This is a genomic window from Variovorax sp. CCNWLW225, from assembly GCF_037204045.1.
In the GTDB taxonomy this organism is placed as follows: Bacteria; Pseudomonadota; Gammaproteobacteria; order Burkholderiales; family Burkholderiaceae_C; genus Variovorax.
The window spans coordinates 151,400-168,446 of sequence record NZ_JBBCBV010000007.1 but is presented as its reverse complement, the minus strand read 5'-3'; the positions used below and the strand labels follow the sequence as shown (position 1 = coordinate 168,446).

21 protein-coding genes are annotated in these 17,047 nt (G+C 65.9%); 15 read left to right on the top strand and 6 right to left on the bottom strand.

Annotation, left to right across the window (positions count from 1 at the left end):
- Positions 1–26 precede the first annotated feature (26 nt).
- The 14 genes from V9L20_RS14840 (at position 27) to V9L20_RS14775 (ending at position 12,594) form a co-directional block, all read left to right on the top strand.
- On the top strand, positions 27–1,052 hold the full coding sequence (locus V9L20_RS14840; RefSeq protein WP_337297176.1) for a Tim44 domain-containing protein: 1,026 nt from the start codon (positions 27–29) through the stop codon (positions 1,050–1,052).
- A gap of 48 nt (positions 1,053–1,100) precedes the next feature.
- Positions 1,101–1,670: a ubiquinone biosynthesis accessory factor UbiJ gene (locus V9L20_RS14835; RefSeq protein WP_337297175.1), complete on the top strand. Its 570-nt coding sequence runs from the start codon at positions 1,101–1,103 to the stop codon at positions 1,668–1,670.
- Entirely contained in the window at positions 1,667–3,232 is a 1,566-nt protein-coding gene (ubiB, locus tag V9L20_RS14830; RefSeq protein ID WP_258502063.1) for a ubiquinone biosynthesis regulatory protein kinase UbiB, read from the top strand. The genes V9L20_RS14835 and ubiB overlap by 4 nt, the downstream gene beginning before the upstream one ends.
- Before the next feature lie 12 nt (positions 3,233–3,244).
- Entirely contained in the window at positions 3,245–4,684 is a 1,440-nt protein-coding gene (locus V9L20_RS14825) for a sodium:solute symporter family protein (protein WP_337297174.1), read from the top strand.
- A gap of 186 nt (positions 4,685–4,870) precedes the next feature.
- Positions 4,871–5,215, top strand: a complete 345-nt coding sequence (locus V9L20_RS14820) for an FmdB family zinc ribbon protein (RefSeq protein WP_337297173.1) — start codon at positions 4,871–4,873, stop codon at positions 5,213–5,215.
- A gap of 23 nt (positions 5,216–5,238) precedes the next feature.
- Positions 5,239–5,859, top strand: coding sequence for a DUF502 domain-containing protein (locus V9L20_RS14815; RefSeq protein ID WP_258502061.1), 621 nt, complete (start codon positions 5,239–5,241; stop codon positions 5,857–5,859).
- A gap of 33 nt (positions 5,860–5,892) precedes the next feature.
- Positions 5,893–7,698 carry an aspartate--tRNA ligase gene (gene aspS / locus V9L20_RS14810; RefSeq protein ID WP_258502059.1) on the top strand — a complete coding sequence of 602 codons (1,806 nt, stop codon included), beginning with the start codon at positions 5,893–5,895 and terminating at the stop codon, positions 7,696–7,698.
- A gap of 7 nt (positions 7,699–7,705) precedes the next feature.
- Positions 7,706–8,179, top strand: a complete 474-nt coding sequence (gene nudB / locus V9L20_RS14805) for a dihydroneopterin triphosphate diphosphatase (protein WP_337297172.1) — start codon at positions 7,706–7,708, stop codon at positions 8,177–8,179.
- Positions 8,176–8,928 (top strand): endonuclease/exonuclease/phosphatase family protein, encoded by a 753-nt coding sequence (locus V9L20_RS14800; RefSeq protein WP_258502056.1) that lies wholly within the window; start codon positions 8,176–8,178, stop codon positions 8,926–8,928. The genes nudB and V9L20_RS14800 overlap by 4 nt, the downstream gene beginning before the upstream one ends.
- 64 nt (positions 8,929–8,992) lie before the next feature.
- Complete coding sequence (gene folE / locus V9L20_RS14795) at positions 8,993–9,724, top strand: GTP cyclohydrolase I (RefSeq protein ID WP_258502055.1); 732 nt, start codon at positions 8,993–8,995, stop codon at positions 9,722–9,724.
- A 2-nt stretch (positions 9,725–9,726) separates the two neighbouring features.
- Positions 9,727–10,149 (top strand): BLUF domain-containing protein, encoded by a 423-nt coding sequence (locus V9L20_RS14790; RefSeq protein WP_126748385.1) that lies wholly within the window; start codon positions 9,727–9,729, stop codon positions 10,147–10,149.
- Positions 10,150–10,205: 56 nt separating this feature from the next.
- Entirely contained in the window at positions 10,206–11,087 is an 882-nt protein-coding gene (locus V9L20_RS14785) for a DMT family transporter (RefSeq protein WP_337297171.1), read from the top strand.
- Between the two features lies 1 nt (position 11,088).
- A complete protein-coding gene (locus V9L20_RS14780; RefSeq protein ID WP_337297170.1) occupies positions 11,089–11,922 on the top strand; it encodes a DUF429 domain-containing protein in 834 nt (277 codons plus the stop codon).
- Positions 11,923–12,072: 150 nt separating this feature from the next.
- Positions 12,073–12,594, top strand: coding sequence for a BON domain-containing protein (locus V9L20_RS14775; protein ID WP_337297169.1), 522 nt, complete (start codon positions 12,073–12,075; stop codon positions 12,592–12,594).
- 84 nt (positions 12,595–12,678) lie between these two features.
- Here V9L20_RS14775 and V9L20_RS14770 read toward each other — a convergent pair whose 3' ends face one another.
- From V9L20_RS14770 to V9L20_RS14745, 6 genes are all read right to left on the bottom strand, one after another.
- Positions 12,679–13,236 carry a ferritin-like domain-containing protein gene (locus tag V9L20_RS14770; protein WP_258502051.1) on the bottom strand — a complete coding sequence of 186 codons (558 nt, stop codon included), beginning with the start codon at positions 13,234–13,236 and terminating at the stop codon, positions 12,679–12,681.
- A complete protein-coding gene (locus tag V9L20_RS14765) occupies positions 13,233–13,727 on the bottom strand; it encodes a hypothetical protein (RefSeq protein ID WP_337297168.1) in 495 nt (164 codons plus the stop codon). Before V9L20_RS14765 ends, V9L20_RS14770 begins: the two co-directional genes overlap by 4 nt.
- Positions 13,714–14,097 carry a phage holin family protein gene (locus V9L20_RS14760; RefSeq protein ID WP_258502049.1) on the bottom strand — a complete coding sequence of 128 codons (384 nt, stop codon included), beginning with the start codon at positions 14,095–14,097 and terminating at the stop codon, positions 13,714–13,716. The genes V9L20_RS14765 and V9L20_RS14760 overlap by 14 nt, the downstream gene beginning before the upstream one ends.
- Before the next feature lie 35 nt (positions 14,098–14,132).
- Complete coding sequence (locus tag V9L20_RS14755; RefSeq protein WP_258502042.1) at positions 14,133–14,510, bottom strand: hypothetical protein; 378 nt, start codon at positions 14,508–14,510, stop codon at positions 14,133–14,135.
- A gap of 54 nt (positions 14,511–14,564) precedes the next feature.
- A complete protein-coding gene (locus tag V9L20_RS14750) occupies positions 14,565–14,729 on the bottom strand; it encodes a DUF1328 domain-containing protein (protein ID WP_157615369.1) in 165 nt (54 codons plus the stop codon).
- 207 nt (positions 14,730–14,936) lie between these two features.
- Positions 14,937–16,256 (bottom strand): CHASE3 domain-containing protein, encoded by a 1,320-nt coding sequence (locus tag V9L20_RS14745; RefSeq protein ID WP_337297167.1) that lies wholly within the window; start codon positions 16,254–16,256, stop codon positions 14,937–14,939.
- Between the two features lie 131 nt (positions 16,257–16,387).
- Between V9L20_RS14745 and V9L20_RS14740 the strand changes: the two genes are divergently transcribed.
- Positions 16,388–17,020 carry a response regulator gene (locus V9L20_RS14740; RefSeq protein WP_015866882.1) on the top strand — a complete coding sequence of 211 codons (633 nt, stop codon included), beginning with the start codon at positions 16,388–16,390 and terminating at the stop codon, positions 17,018–17,020.
- The last annotated feature ends 27 nt before the right edge of the window (positions 17,021–17,047 follow it).

The following is a 17,047-nucleotide window of genomic DNA, read 5'->3' as shown; positions in this document are numbered from 1 at the left end:
ATTCTTCGCTCTAAAGAGGAGACGACATGAAAAGTTTGAGTTCTTTGTTCCTGGCTTGCGTGCTGGCCCTGGTCAGCGTGCAGGCCGATGCAGCCCGCATCGGCGGCGGCAAATCGGTCGGTCGCCAATCGTCCAACGTGACGCAGCGCGAAGCCGCATCGCCCAGCGCGCCCGCGCAGCAAAACGCAACCAACGCAGCGCCGCGGCCCGCAACGCCGGCGCCCGCTGCCGCGGCACCCAAGCGCCCATGGGGTGCAATGCTCGGCGGCCTGGCCGCCGGCCTGGGCCTGGCCTGGCTCGCGAATTCGCTCGGCCTTGGCGCCGGCTTTGCCAACATCCTGCTGATCGGCCTGCTGGTCATGGCCGGCCTGTTTGTGTGGCGCATGTTCAAGGCGCGTTCGGCCGCCTCGTCGGGCGCCAGCCGCCAGGGCGGCTTCGCCTTCCAGGGCGCGGGCAACCCGGCCAACGCCAGCGCGCCTGCGCAGTACAGCCCCGCCAACGTCGGCAACGACGCCTCGGCACGGCCGTGGGAGCGCAACGCAACCGCCTTTGACGCCTCGCCCGCGCACACCGACGAGCGGCATGGCAGCAGCCTTTCCGCGGCGGGTGCCGCGGCCGGCGGCAGCATGATCGGCTCGGCGCTCTCGGGCTCGCAGTCGTGGGGCATTCCGGTCGGCTTCGACGTGGACGGCTTCCTTGGCGCCGCCAAGCGCAACTTCGTCACGCTGCAAGACGCCTGGGACCGCGCCGACGTCGCCACGCTGCGCTCCATGATGACCGACAGCATGGTCGACGAGATCCGCACGCAGCTGGCCGACCGCGCCAGCCACACCGGCGGCGCTCCGAACAAGACCGAGGTGGTGATGCTCGACGCCAAGCTGCTCGGCATCGAGGAACTGGCCGATGCCTACATGGCCAGCGTGGAGTTCTCCGGCATGATCCGCGAGGACGACTCGGCCGGCCCGGGCCCGTTCCGCGAAGTCTGGAACATGACCAAGCCCGTCAGCGGCAACAGCGGCTGGCTGGTGGCAGGCGTGCAAGCGCTGCAGTAAGCGCATTCCAGCGGCCATGAGGCCGCTTACAGAACCGATAATGGGGACATGGCCACACCATCGTCCCCATTTTCTTTTCTCGACGACCTGTTCAATCGCATCGGCGAACGGCTGCAGCCGCCCGCTTGGGCTGTGCACGAGATCCAGCATCGCGCGGTGCTGTTTCTCAACCATGTGCTGCAGCAGGAGCCCGAAGCCCAGCAGCGGCTGCTGCGGCAGCAGGGGCGGGTGGTGCGCTTCCAGTGGCGCTTCGTCACGATGGAGCTGGTGGCTACGCCCGCCGGCCTGCTCGACCTGGCGCCGCCAGGCTTGGTGCCTGAGCTCACGCTCACCGTCACGGATGAGTCCCCCCTCGACCTGGCGCGCGCCACGCTGCGTGGCGACAAGCCATCGGTGCAGATCATCGGCGACGTGCAGCTTGCGGCCGAGGTCAACTGGCTGGTCGACCATGTGCGTTGGGACGTCGAGGACGACCTCGCGCGCCTGATTGGCGACGTGCCGGCACACACCATCGCCAACGGCGCCCGCAAGGTGGCGGGCGCGCTGCGCCAGTTCGTCGGCGGCAAGCCCCCGCAAGCCGGCGGTTCGGCAGCCGGCCCGGCGAGCACGGCCGAATGAGGCGCTTCTACCGCGGCTTCTTCATCGTCTGGGTCGCGCTGCGCTACGGCCTGGACGAACTCGTGCTCACGAGCTTCCAGAAACCCTGGTTGCGCGTGGTGGCGCGGGTCGTTTCCATCGGCCGCAACCTCGACGCGCCGCGCGGCCAGCGCCTGCGCGAGGCGCTCGAGCGGCTGGGCCCCATCTTCGTGAAGTTCGGCCAGGTGCTCTCCACCCGGCGCGACCTGCTGCCGCCCGACATTGCCGACGAGCTTGCCTTTCTGCAGGACCGCGTGCCGCCGTTCCCGTCGTCCGTGGCCATTGCCACCATCGAGCGGGCCTTCCGCCGACCGGTGGGCGATGTGTTCGTGCAGTTCGACGAGACGCCAATTGCCAGCGCGTCCATTGCCCAGGTCCACTTTGCGACCATCCGCACCAACCAGGGCGAGGTGCGGGAGGTGGCCGTCAAGGTGCTGCGTCCCAGCATGCGCGGCGTGATCGAGAAAGACCTTGCCCTCATGGCCATGATGGCCGGCTGGGTCGAGCGGCTATCGCCCGACGGCAAGCGCCTGAAGCCGCGCGAGGTGGTCGGCGAGTTCGACAAGTACCTGCACGACGAGCTCGACCTGGTGCGTGAGGCGGCCAATGCGGCCCAGTTGCGCCGCAACATGGCCGAACTCGACCTCGTGCTCATCCCCGAGATGTTCTGGGACTTCTGCCACCCCGAGGTGATCGTGATGGAGCGCATGAACGGCGTGCCCATTGCCCAGCTCGACCGTCTGCGCGCAGCCGGTGTCGACATTCCCAAGCTCGCTCGCGACGGCGTCACGATCTTCTTCACCCAGGTGTTCCGCGACGGCTTCTTTCACGCCGACATGCACCCGGGCAACATCCAGGTGAGCCTCGCGCCGGAGACCTTCGGGCGCTACATCTCGCTTGATTTCGGGATCATCGGCACGCTCACGGAGTCGGACAAGGAATACCTGGCGCAGAACTTCGTGGCCTTCTTCCGGCGCGACTACAAGCGCGTAGCCGAGCTGCACCTGGAAAGCGGCTGGGTGCCCGAAGGCACCCGCATCGACGAGCTGGAGGCGGCAATCCGCACCGTGTGCGAGCCGTATTTCGACCGGCCCTTGAAGGAAATCTCGCTCGGCATGGTGCTGATGCGGCTGTTCCAGACCTCGCGGCGCTTTCACGTCGAGATCCAGCCGCAACTGGTACTGCTGCAGAAGACCCTGCTCAACATCGAGGGCCTGGGCCGCCAACTCGACCCGGAGCTCGACCTCTGGCACACCGCCAAGCCATTCCTCGAAAAGTGGATGGTCGATCAGATCGGCCCCAGGAAGCTGTTCCAGCAGCTCAAGGCCGAGGCGCCGCGCTACGCAAAACTGCTGCCGCAACTGCCGCGGCTGCTGCACGATTTCCTTGAAAATCGGCCGGCCGACAACCGCCGCGAGCTGCTCGAACTGCTGGCCGCGCAAAAGCGCACCAACCGGTTGCTGCAGACCATCATCTACGGTGGCATAGGATTTGTATTGGGATTGCTCGCCATGCAGTTGCTGGTGCGCGTGAAGTTGTTCTAGAGGAGAGTCCCCGTGTTGCTGACGCTGGTTGTCGTTTATCTGCTGGTCACCATTGCGATCGGCCTCTACGCCGCCAAGCGGGTGAAGAACACCACCGACTTCGCCATTGCGGGGCGGCACCTGCCGCTCTTCATGATCGTGACGACCACCTTCGCCACCTGGTTCGGCTCCGAAACGGTGCTCGGCATTCCGGCCAAGTTCATCGAAAGCGGGCTGAACGGCGTGGTCGAAGATCCGTTCGGCGCGGGCACCTGCCTCATCCTGGTCGGGCTGTTCTTCGCGGGCAAGCTCTACCGCATGACCCTGCTGACCATCAGCGACTACTACCGCGAGCGCTACGGCCGCGGCGTGGAGGTGGCCTGCTCGCTCATCATCATGCTGAGCTACCTGGGCTGGGTGTCGGCGCAGGTCACGGCGCTCGGGCTGGTGTTCAACGTGCTTTCCGCCGGCGCCATCAGCATTCCGGTGGGCATGGTGATCGGGGTGGTTTCCATCCTGGCCTACACCCTCTTCGGCGGCATGTGGTCGGTGGCGGTGACCGACTTCATCCAGATGATCATCCTCGTCGCGGGGCTTGCCATCATTGCGGTGTTCGCCGGCAACATGGCCGGCGGCGCCGACAAGGTGGTGGCCTTCGCGGTCAGCAAGGACCTCTTCAAGTTCTGGCCCGAGCCCAACTGGCACGACATGGTGTTCTTCCTTGCCGCGGCCATCACGATGATGCTCGGCTCCATTCCGCAGCAGGACGTGTTCCAGCGCGTCATGTCGGCCAACGGCGTCAAGGCCGCGACGCGCGGGCCGGTCATCGGCGGCGTGGCATACATCCTGTTCGCCTTCGTGCCGATGTTCCTGGTGGCCAGCGCGCTGCTGATCATGCCGGAGCAGACCGCCGCGCTGCTCAAGGACGATCCGCAGAAGGTGCTGCCGACCCTGGTGCTCGAGAAGATGCCGTTCGTGATGCAGGTGCTCTTCTTCGGCGCGCTGTTGTCGGCCATCAAGTCGACCGCCTCGGCCACGCTGCTGGCGCCGAGCGTTACCTTCACCGAGAACATCTGGCGCCAGTTCCGGCCCGCGGGCACCGACCGCCAGAACCTCATGACCATGCGCATCACGGTGCTGGTCTTCAGCGCGGCCGTGCTGGCCTATGCCATCCGCATGCAGGGCACGCCCATCTACGAACTGGTGTCGGGCGCCTACCAGGTGCCGCTGGTCGGCGCCTTCGTGCCGCTGGTGTGCGGGCTTTACTGGCGCCGCGCCACCACGCAGGGGGCGCTCGCTTCGATCCTGTTCGGCATCGGCACCTGGCTGCTGTTCCTGTCGATGCCCTGGAGCGCCGAGTTTCCGGCCCAGCTGGCCGGCGTGCTCGCCTCGTTCGGCGGCATGGTGGCCGGATCGCTGGCGCCGCAGTGGGTGACCAACACCCGCACGCCGCACCGGATGCTCGCAGCCTAGGAACGCCCCCCGAAGCGCCTTTGGCGCCTCCCCCCACTGGGGGGCGCACCCGGCGGCCCGGCAGAGCCGGTTCCACGGGTGCACTGGCCGGGCCATGCGGGTTCATGCCTGCAGGGGCACCCTTATAATCGAGGGCTTTGCGAGCGGCCTCTGCTCGGTTTTTGCGCCGCTTTTTTACTCAATTCCATGCCCATTTACGCCTACAAGTGCAGCGCCTGCGGCTTTGCCAAGGACGCCCTGCAAAAAATGTCCGATGCGCCGCTCACGGTGTGTCCGGCATGCGGCGCGAGTGCCTTCGAAAAGCAGGTCACCGCCGCCGGTTTCCAGCTCAAGGGTTCCGGCTGGTACGTGACCGACTTCCGCGATGGCGGCGGCAAGAAGGCCGAAGCCGCCACCGCTGCACCCGCGACCAATGGCGACAGCGCTGCCGCGCCGGCCTCCAAGAGCGCGGACGCTTCCAGCCCCGCGCCTGCACCCGCCCCTGCCTCCAGCCCTGCGCCGGCGTCAGCTGCCGCGGCCAAGAGCGACTGACGAGCGACCGAGAACAACACACCATGCTCGCCCTGCGCAAATGGCTGTTTTCCGGCTTGCTGGTCATCGTTCCGCTGTTCATCACCCTGGCGGTGCTGAAGTGGATCATCGACACGCTGGACCAGACCCTCTGGGTGCTGCCGGTGGTCTGGCAGACATGGCTGCACGAAAACAACGTGCGCGGGCTCGGCGTGCTGCTCACGCTGGCCATCTTGCTGGGCGTAGGCGCCATTGCAAGCAACTTCGTGGGCAAACGCCTGCTCGGATGGGGCGATGCGGTGGTGCGGCGCATTCCCGTGGTGCGCTCGATCTACTCCAGCGTCAAGCAGGTGTCCGACACGCTGTTTTCCGAGAACGGCAACGCCTTTCGCACCGCGGTACTGGTGCAGTGGCCCCGAGAGGGTGTGTGGACCATCGCCTTCGTGACCGGCGCGCCGGGTAGCGACGTGGTCGAGCACCTGGGCGGCGGCGACTACCTCAGCGTCTATGTACCCACAACGCCCAACCCGACGGGCGGTTATTTCGTGATGCTCAAGCGCAGCGATTGCATCGAACTCAAGATGAGCGTGGACGAAGCGCTCAAATACATCGTCTCGATGGGCGTGGTCGTTCCCGGCGGCCCCTCGACCCTCGCGAACAAGTAAGAAACGCGCCTTCGCGGCGCTGGAAATCAAGATATGGCCATGCGTACTCACTATTGCGGTCTTGTGACCGAAGCCCTGATGGGCCAAACCGTCACCCTGTGCGGCTGGGTCAACCGCCGCCGCGACCATGGCGGCGTGATCTTCGTCGACGTGCGTGACCGCGAAGGCTACGTGCAGGTGGTGTGCGACCCCGACCGCGCCTCCACCTTCGCCGTGGCCGAGAACCTGCGCAACGAGTTCTGCGTGCAGATCACCGGCCTGGTGCGCGCGCGCCCCGAGGGCACCACCAACGACCAGCTCAAGAGCGGCAAGATCGAAGTGCTGTGCCATGAGCTCAAGGTGCTCAACCCCTCGGTCACGCCCCCGTTCCTGCTGGACGACGACAACCTGTCGGAAACCACGCGCCTCACGCACCGCGTGCTCGACCTGCGCCGCCCGGCCATGCAGCGCAACATGATGCTGCGCTACAAGGTGACGATGGAAACGCGCAAGTTCCTCGACGCCAACGGCTTCATCGACATTGAAACCCCGATGCTCGGCAAGTCCACGCCCGAAGGCGCGCGCGACTACCTAGTGCCCAGCCGCGTGCACGACGGCAGCTTCTTTGCGCTGCCGCAGTCGCCCCAGCTCTTCAAGCAGCTCTTGATGGTGGCCGGCTACGACCGTTACTACCAGATCGTGAAGTGCTTCCGCGACGAAGACCTGCGCGCAGACCGCCAGCCCGAATTCACGCAGATCGACATCGAGACCTCGTTCCTCGCCGAAGAAGAAATCCGCGAGATGTTCGAGGGCATGATCCGCAACGTGTTCCGCAATGCCGCGGGCATCGACCTGCCGGTGTTCCCGACCATGACGTACGCGGACGCCATGTTCAAGTACGGCTCCGACAAGCCCGACCTGCGCGTGAAGCTCGAGTTCACCGAACTCACTGAGCTCATGAAGCGCGTCGAGTTCAAGGTGTTCTCCAACGCCGCCACCATGCAGGGCGGCCGTGTGGTTGCGCTGCGCGTGCCGGGCGGCGGAGCCGAAGGCGGCCTGTCGCGCGGCGAGATCGACGCGTACCAGGAGTTCGTCAAGATCTACGGCGCCAAGGGCTTGGCCTACATCAAGGTGAACGACGCAGCCGCCGGCCGCGAAGGTCTGCAGAGCCCGATCGTCAAGAACCTCGACGACGCCTCGCTGGCCGAGATCATCGCCCGGACGGGCGCCCGCAACGGCGACATCCTGTTCTTCGGCGCCGACAAGGAAAAGATCGTCAACGACGCCATCGGCGCGCTGCGCGTGAAGATCGGCCACAGCGCCTTCGGCAAGAAGGCCGGCCTGTTCGACGACCGCTGGGCGCCCCTGTGGGTGGTCGACTTCCCGATGTTCGAGTTTGACGAGGAAGGCCAGCGCTGGAGCGCCGTGCACCACCCGTTCACCGCGCCGAAGGACGGCCATGAAGACCTCATGGACACGGCCCCCGAGAAGTGCATTGCCAAGGCCTACGACATGGTGCTCAACGGTATCGAGATGGGCGGCGGCTCGGTGCGTATCCACCGCGAGGAAGTGCAGAGCAAGGTGTTCCGCGCGCTCAAGATCAGCGCCGAGGACGCCCAGCTCAAGTTCGGCTTCCTGCTCGACGCCCTGCAATACGGCGCCCCGCCGCATGGCGGCATCGCCATCGGCCTCGACCGCCTGGTCATGCTGATGACCGGTGCCGAGTCGATCCGCGACGTGATCGCCTTCCCCAAGACCCAGCGCGCGCAAGACCTGCTCACGCAGGCGCCGAGCCCGGTCGACGAGAAGCAGTTGCGCGAGCTGCACATCAAGCTGCGCAACACGCCCCAAACCGCCTGATGCGCCCATGACGACGAGCACCCGGCCCTGGAAGATTCCGGAGTCGGTGCTGGTCGTCATTCATACGCCGGCACTCGACGTGCTGCTGATCCGGCGTGCCGATGCCAATGACTTCTGGCAATCGGTCACCGGCAGCAAGGACTTGGCCGACGAGCCGCTCATGCTCACCGCGGCGCGCGAGGTGGCCGAGGAAACCGGCATCCAATGCGGCGAGGGCACGCCCTTGGCCGCGCGGCTGGTCGATTGGCAGCTGAGCAACGTCTACGAAATCTACCCGGGCTGGCGCGCACGCTATGAACCGGGCGTGACGCACAACACCGAACACCTGTTCGGCCTGTGCGTGCCCGAGCGCCTGGTGCCCACCCTGGCGCTGCGCGAGCACACCGACTGGAAATGGCTGCCCTACCGCGAGGCGGCCGACGCGTGCTTTTCTCCGTCGAATGCCGAAGCCATTCTGTTGCTGCCAGAATTTGCCCGATGAACCTGCCGGCACACACCCTTCGGGTCGCGACCTACAACATCCACAAGGGTGTGCAAGGCATCGGGCCGGCACGGCGGCTGGAGATCCACAACCTGGGCCATGCCATCGAGCAGCTCGACGCCGACATCGTCTGCCTGCAGGAGGTGCGAAAGATGAACCGGCAGGCTGCGCTTCGCTTCGAGCGCTGGCCAGAGCTTCCCCAGGCCGACTTCCTGGCGCCCGAGGGCTACACCGCGGTTTATGAAACCAATGCCATCACGCGCCACGGCGAGCACGGCAATGCCCTGCTGACCCGCTGGCCGGTGATCCGCACCGGCCATCAGGACATTTCCGACCACCGCTTCGAGCAGCGCGGGCTGCTGCATGTCGTCATCGAGGTGGAGGGCCGACCCGTGCATGCCATCGTCGTGCACCTGGGGCTCATCAAGGGCAGCCGCGTGCGGCAGGTTGCCCGGCTGCGGGAGTTCATCGAGCGCGAAGTGCCGGCCGGCGAGGCGGTGGTCGTTGCGGGCGACTTCAACGACTGGGGCGCGCGCATGCGCTACGCCATGAACGCCATGGGCCTGCGCGACACCAGCGACCTGCGCGGGTCGCGAACGCTCACCTATCCCTCGCGCCTGCCCGTGGCGCAGCTCGACTTCGTCTATGGGCGGCACCTGGAGCCGGTGGCCTGCTCGGTGCCGCGCGGGCCGATCTGGGCGCGAATGTCTGACCACCTGCCGCTGGTGGCCGATTTTGTGCTGGCATGAGGCGCGCTTTTGCTGGCTTCTCCCTGCCGGGCCTGCAAAATGCGTTCGCTGATACCATGCGCGGATGCTGAGGAAAACCGACGTGGAACCGCGCCCTGACGGAAACAACGACGACGAGGGCACCCCCGTCTCGGTGAAGATCCGCGAACGCCTGACTGCCGCGCGCAAGCGCTTCAACGCCAACGACAACATTGCCGAGTTCATCGAACCCGGCGAGCTCGAGTCGCTGCTCGACGAAGTCGAAGTGAAGATGAAGGGCGTGCTCGAAAGCTTGGTGATCGACCTCGAGAACGACCACAACACCGGCAACACAGCGCGCCGCGTGGCCAAGATGTACCTCAACGAAGTGTTCAGGGGCCGCTACGTGGCGCCGCCTTCGCTCACCGAGTTTCCCAATGCCGAGCACCTGAACGAGCTGATGATCGTCGGCCCGATCACCGTGCGCAGCGCCTGCTCGCACCACTTCTGCCCGATCATCGGCAAGCTGTGGATCGGCATCATGCCCAACGAGCACACCAACGTGATCGGCCTGTCGAAGTACGCGCGCCTTGCGGAATGGGTCATGGGCCGGCCCCAGATCCAGGAAGAGGCGGTGGTGCAGCTGGCCGACCTCATCCAGGAAAAAACCCAGCCCGACGGCCTGGCGCTCGTCATGGAAGCCGAGCACTTCTGCATGGCCTGGCGCGGCGTGAAGGAAATGGACAGCAAGATGATCAATTCCGTGATGCGCGGTGTGTTCCTGAAAGACCCGAGCCTGCGCCGCGAATTTCTTTCGCTGCTGCCGAGGAGGAGCTGAACATGCTGGTCCGACTTCTCTACGCCAGCCGCGCCGTCGATACCAGCCCCGAGGCCATCGACGCCATCCTTGCGCAATCGCGCACGCACAACCCGTCTTGCGGCATCACGGGCATTCTTTGCTACGGTGCGGGCACCTTCCTGCAGGCCATCGAAGGCGGGCGCATGGCCGTGAGCGAGCTCTACGGCCACATCCAACGCGATGCGCGCCACAAGGACGTGGTGCTGCTGCACTACGAAGAAATTTCCGAGCGCCGCTTCGGCGGCTGGACCATGGGGCAGGTCAACCTCTCCAAGCTCAACGCCTCGACGCTGCTCAAGTACTCGGAAAAGCCCGAACTGAATCCGTATGCGGTGTCGGGCAAGGTCTCGCTGGCGCTGCTCGAGGAACTGATGGCCACCGCGGCCATCGTCGGCCGCCACTGAGGCCAGTGGTGCCCGCGCCAGGCACTCCGCGTTCTCCCGGCCTCGCATAACCCGGGGTGCCGCTCTCCGCCTTCGCATTGATCCTGCTTGCCGGGATCATTCACGCCAGCTGGAACATCGCCGCCAAAAAGGCGAACGGCGACGCACGCTTCGCGTTGCAAAGCGGCGTCTTCATGGCTGTTGTGTGGGCCCCCGTGGGCATCACGATGGGCTGGAGCGTGGTGCCGACCTGGGGCTTGAAGGAGTGGGGCTTCGTCGCGCTGAGCGGCGTGCTGCACGTCATCTACTACGTCATTCTGCTGCGCGGCTACCGCAAGTCCGATCTCACCGTGGTCTATCCGCTGGCGCGCGGTTCGGGACCGCTGCTGTCGTCGCTGGTCGCCATCGTGTTCCTTGGCGAGCGCATCAGCCTCGTCGGCGTCGCGGGCATTGCGGGCGTGGTGCTGGGCGTCTTCCTGGTGGCCGGCGGCCCGGGCCTTTGGCGCAAGAAGCATGACCCGGTCCAGCGCGCGCGGGTTCACAAGGGCGTTCGCTACGGCGTGCTGACGGGGGCCTTCATCGCGGCCTACACAGTGGCCGACAGCTATGCGGTGAAATTCCTGGCGATGTCCCCGATCCTGCTCGACTACTTCGGCAACCTGGTGCGCGTGGGCCTGCTGCTGCCCGCCGGGCTGCACGACCGCGCCGAAACGGCGCGGATGTGGCGCGCGCAGTGGAAGTACGCACTGCTGGTGGCGGTGATCAGCCCCGTTTCGTATGTGCTGGTGCTCTATGCGGTGCAGCAGGCGCCCATTTCCCATGTTGCGCCGGCGCGCGAAGTCTCGATGCTTTTCGCCGCGTTGATCGGCGGCCACCTGCTGCGCGAAGGCGACCGCTTGCTGCGGCTGCTGGGTGCCGCTTTCATTGCCGCCGGGGTGGTGGCACTCGCGCTGGGGTGAGATGAATTCGCCGCTGCTGTTCGGATGCGATTTTTCTTGCGCACCCACGTCGCGCAAGCCGATCGTCGTCGCCGCCGGACGCACCAGCGGGGCGGGCGAACTGGTGCTGACCGGTCTCCAGCGCTTCACCACGCTCGACGCCTGGGCCGAGTGGCTGCGCAGCGAGCCGGTGTGGATCGGCGGCTTCGATTTTCCGTTCGGCCTGCCGCGCGAACTGGTCGAGCACCTGCGGTGGCCGCTGGAATGGAACGCGCTCATGGCCCACTATGCGGGCCTGAGCCGCGCGGAGATTCGCGCCACCTTTGCCGCCTTCTGTGCGGCGCGCCCGGTCGGCGGCAAGTTTGCGCACCGCGCCACCGATGCGCCCGCCGGTTCGAGCACGTCGATGAAATGGGTCAACCCGCCGGTGGCTTTCATGCTCCATGCGGGCGTGCCGCCGCTCCTGGCTGCCGGCGCGAGCCTTCCGGGGCTGCACATCGGCAGCAACAAAGACCGTGTCGCGCTCGAGGCCTACCCCGGGCTGCTGGCCCGCGAGCTGATCGGCCGCCGCAGCTACAAGAGCGACGAGGCGGCCAAGCAGACGCCCGAGCGACTGGCGGCACGCACGAGCCTGCTCGCCGCGCTCCAGGCGGGCACCACGCGCCTGGGCCTGCGGCTGGCGCTCAGCAGGGCGCAACGCACCGAATTGTTGGGAGATGCGCGCGGCGATCACCTCGATGCGGTGCTTTGCCTTGTTCAGGCCGCGTGGAGCGCGCAACGCGTATCCACGCCTGGGCCGGGTTTCGGCTTGCCGGAGAACTTCGATCCGATCGAGGGTTGGATCGTCACGGCCTGAGCCTTCTTGTCCTACAGGGTTTCGCGCCGGCCACGACTCCCGCGTCTTCGCCCTGAAAGCTAGATTGGGAAGGCGGTCCGGTCTCGTCCGGACCCCCTGCGCGCAACCCGCGCGCGTCACCCGCTCTTCAGAGCGAAACGGAGGATTCCAATGAAAAGAACTGTTCAGACCCTCGCCATGCCGTCGCCACGCACATGGCTCGCCGTGCTGCTGATGGCGGGCGCGGCACTGACGCTCGCCGCTTGCGACGCCTCGGACAACCGCACCGCGGGCGAGAAGCTCGACAGCGCCATTGCAAAGACCGAGAAGGCGGCGGAGACTGCCGCGGCCAAGACAGGCGAGGCCGTCAAGGACGCCAAGGCCAAGATCGATGCCTCCGGCACCACTGCCGAGGTGAAGGACGGCATGGCCAACATGACGGATGCCGCAAAGAGAGCCGGTACGGCCGCGAGCGCGACGGTGGACGATGCCGCCATTACCGCATCGGTCGCCGCGGGCCTGGCCAAAGACCCGGACCTGAGCGCGATCAAGATCGACGTGGACACCAAGGCCGGCGCCGTGAGCCTGAAGGGCCCCGCGCCCACCGCCGCCGCAAAGGCACGCGCCGAGGAAATCGCCAAGGGCGTGCAGGGCGTGACCTCGGTGAACAACCAGCTTGAAGTGAAGAGCTGAACGCGCTCTGCCTCGTCCCAAACAAAAAAGCCCGGCTCGTCCGGGCTTTTTTTGTTGCAGAGCCCTCGCGAGGGCCCGTGAAGATCAGTGGCCGAGCCAGTCCTTGAGCTCGTCCGCGTGCTCTTCCTCGTCGGAAAGAATGTCTTCCAGCATGCGCCGGGTGGTCGGGTCCTTGTCGCCGATCAGCGCGATCATCTGCCGGTACGTTTCCACCGCAATGCGCTCGGCCACGAGGTTGGCGCGCACCATCGCCTGCAGGTCGGTCGATTCGTCGTAGCCGGCGTGGCTGCGTTCGAGCAGGTGGGTGGGCGCAAAGTCGGGCTCGCCGCCCAGTTGCACGATGCGTTCCGCAATGCGGTCGGCGTGGGCCGACTCTTCGTTGGCGTGCACCAGGAATTCTTCTGCGATGGCAGGCGACGACACGCCGCTGGCAGTGAAATAGTGGCGCTTATAGCGCAGCACGCACACCAGTTCGGTGGCCAGCGCATCGTTCAGCAGCTTCACGACATCGTCGCGCCAGGGGCCGTAGCTCGGCGTGACCGCGCCTTCGTCGAGGCTGTTGGCCGCCGCCTCGATGGCTTTTTCGTCGAGCACCAGGTGCTCGTGCCTTGCCGGGTTGGTACCCGGGGAGTTCGCATTCATGGAGGGTCCTTTCGTGGGCTGGTGTTTTTCTGATGCATCAACGTGTTGACGACGTCTGCCACATCGGATGTCTTGAGCACCGCCGCCAGCACCGCCGTAAACGAGAGCAGGCGCCATGGCTTGATCAGCACGATGGCGGCGCCCGTGGCGGCCGCAATGGCCATGAGCTTGGCCGGCTCCTTGCGCGCATAGTGCTCGAGCAAGGGGCGTGCGAGCTGGCCCACCGCATGGGCGGGGTGCCGGCGCCACCAGCGCTCGGTCATGCTGCGCGCCATCGACGTCCACCGATGGCGGCTGCTGCGAGGCGGCGCCTCTTGCTGCGCGCCGTCTGCGGCGTACATCTCCGGATGATCTTCCTGCGCCGCGTACCGCCTGCCGTAGCGGCTGTCGCGCGGCTCGTCGTCTTCGCCGTTCAGATGCCGCACGAGTGCACGGCGCGAAAGCGCAAGGCGCTCCTGCGGCGTGAGTGAACTGCGGTCAGTGCCGGTCATGGCGGGCTCCTGCTTCATGCAACGCCTGCAGGTCTGCGTCGACCTGGGCGCGAAGATCGTCGAACGCGTAGCCCGGGAACGGACGGCTTGCCACCCAGGCGCAAATGCCGGCAATCACCAGCGCAACGCCCGGCACCGCCACCAGCACCCAATGGAAGCTGCCATGCAGCACGCCCATCAACACCGCAACCCCGATGAGCCCGAGCGCCAGCATGGCGCTCGCGGCCGCGACCACGCCCGCAACAATGCGGGCGACGAGCCCGCGTCCCGCCTCGGAGGCCTCTTGCCTCACGAGAGCGGCGTAGTTGGCGGCGTGTTCGGCGATGAGTTCCGGATGCCCGAGCACCGTGGAAAAAATCGGATGAAGCATGGTGCGCGGAATCGGTGGAACGGGGCGTCAGCGGATCAGTATTCGTCCCGGCGGCTGCGGCTGGCCAGCACGATGAGCGCGGTGATGGCTGCACCGGCTGCGGCGGCAATCAGCACCGAGCGCACGGGCTGGTCGGAGATGTAGCGGCCGGTGACGTCAGCTGCCTGCTCCAGGCGGCGCTGTGCGCGAGCGCTGGTGGTCGAGGCTGCGTCCAGGCCGCGCTGCACCGCCTGCTGCACGCGTGCTGCCAGCTGTTCTACCGCCGGTTCTGCGTCGCGGCGCAGCTCGCGAACCTTCTCGCCGGCCGCATTCACCGCGTTCTGTGCGTAGGCGCGGGTCGACTCGACAGCCTCGTTGGCGGTCTGGCGTGCGTCATCGGCGAGTTGCGAGGGAGTCTTGGTCGTCGTGTTCATGAGAATTTCCTTTCCGGGGAGATGAATTGCGGGAGCCTGTTGATCGTAACTACGCTACTTGCGTCGTAGCAAGCCGGCCAGGAAACTGGCAATGGCAAGTACGGCGAAGATCACGAAAAGGATCTTTGCGATTCCTACCGCGCTGGCGGCAATGCCGCCGAAGCCGAACACAGCGGCAATCAGCGCAATGACCAGAAACACCACCGTGTAATGCAACATGTGGACTCCTTCGAGACTTCGCTCGTTGTTGTGGGACTGCGCGTTCAAAAGATGAAATGAACGGCACAGGAGCAACCTTAAGTGGCGCCCCTGCAAGGCCCTGTCAGCGGCTGGGCGCGGGGAACGTAGGAGACGACCGAGTTCCCCTTTGCCGGCAGGCCGTTCATGCGCACCTGCGGCCGCGCCGGTCGCGCAACCGGCCGTGCCTCAGCGCGGCTTGACCACCGGCAACATCGCACTCAGGCGCGTGCCGCGGCCCGGCGTGGAAGAGATGGTGAGCTTGCCGCGTGCGGCTTCCACCCGGTGCCGCATGCCCGCGAGGCCATGCGTCGAAGGGTGGAGGCGTTGCGGGTCGAAGCCCTTGCCGTTGTCGGCAACTTCCACGATCACGTGGTTCTCATAGTTCTTCAGCACGATCGTCGCCTCGCTGGCTTCGGCGTACTTGCCGATGTTGGTGAGGCTCTCCTGCACCATGCGGTAGATGGTGAGCTGGCGCGACTCGTCCATGGTCACGGGCTCCAGCGCCATCTGCACCTGGATGCCCGAGCGCTCGGCGAATTCGCGCCCGAGAATTTCCAGCGATGCCACCAGCCCGAGGTTCGACAGCGACGACGGCCGTAGGTCCTCGATGATGCGGCGCTTCAGCGCAATGCCGCTGTTCAGCAGCTCGGTCAAATGCTGCAGCCGTTGCGTGGCGTCGGGCGCCTCCAGCAGCCTCGACTTGAGGCGGGCGACGTCCAGCTTGGCCGCGGTCAGCAGCGAGCCGAGCTCGTCGTGCAGCTCGCGCGCGAGATAGCCGCGCTCGGTTTCACGCACGTCCTGCAGGTGGGTGGCCAGTTCGGCCAGCGAGGCCGTGCGTTCGCGCACCTCGTCTTCGAGTGCGTTGCGCTCGCGCTGCAGCGTTTCCTGCTGGCGCTCGCCGATGGAGCGCAGCGCATGCGTCTGCCGCAGGTACAGGAAGAACGCGATGAGGGCGGCGAGCGCCACGATGGCGGTGCCGATGCGCGCAAGCCGCAGCGACTTCATCACCTGCACCTGGCTTTCCTGCAGGGTCTTGTTGCTGGCCGCCACCAGGTCGTGGGCACTCTTGCGGATGGCGTCCATTTCCTCGCGCCCCACGTCCGTGGTGATGACGAACTTCCAGGCATCCTCCTTGCCGTCCTGCCGCAGGCGCACGCTCATGTCCATTTCGGCTATCTTGCGCAGCACGTGCTTGGAGAGCTCCGCCAATTGGGTACGCTCTGCCGGCCGTTCGGCGTAAAGTTGGCGCAGTGTGGCAAGGTATCCATCGACCTGCTTGACGGCCATGTCGTAGGGTTGCCGGTAGCTGGTTTCGCCGGTCAGGAGGTAGCCTCGCTGTCCGGTTTCGGCATCGAGCATGCTCTGCAGGATCAGGTTGACCGTGGCGCGTACCCTTTGCGCCTCGTCGATGTTCGCCAGAGCCTGGGTCGACTGGCGGTAGCCGGCCTCGTTGATACCGACGAGGGCCAGCGCAGCCAGTGCCGCGAGCAGTAGGCTCACGGCCATTTTTGGAGGAGCTAGCCAGTGCATGAAACTTTCAAAGGTGCTTTCAGCACAAGTTCGTGAATAATTGATAACAACCAGGGGATCGGCATGTTGCGGCCTCCTGGGCCGCGACACAACGAAGAAAGTAACAGATGATCAAAATTGGAATTGTGGACGACCACGCTATCGTGCGTTCGGGCCTGCGGCAGTTCTTCTCCGAACACGTCGACTTGCGCGTGGCCGGCGAGGCTGCCAGCGGGCGCGAGGCCATCGAGCTGGTGCGCACCACCGAACTCGACGTGCTGGTGATGGACCTTTCGATGCCCGGGCAAAGCGGTATCGACGCGCTTGCCATGATCCGCGCCAAGGCGCCGGACGTGGGCATTCTCATCCTCAGCGGCTACCCTGAAGAGCACTACGCGATGAACCTCATCCGCCAGGGCGCGAGCGGGTATCTCAACAAGGAGTGCGATCCGATGGAGATCGTCAACGCGATCCGCACCATCTCGCTGGGCCGCCGCTACATCACGCCAGCCGTGGCGGAACTGCTTGCCCGCCAGCTCGACCGCAAGGACGACGCCGCGCCGCACGAGCAGCTCTCGGAGCGCGAATTCCAGGTGTTCCTGAAGCTTGCCAAGGGCGAGACCGCGGGCGACATCGCCAAGACGCTGTCGCTGTCGGTCAAGACCGTCAGCACCTACCGCACGCGCCTCATGGAGAAGATGAACCTGTCCTCCAACAGCGACCTCACGTACTACGCGCTGAAGAACAAGCTGATCGATTGAGAAAAGAACCGGCTGGCGGCTGAAGAA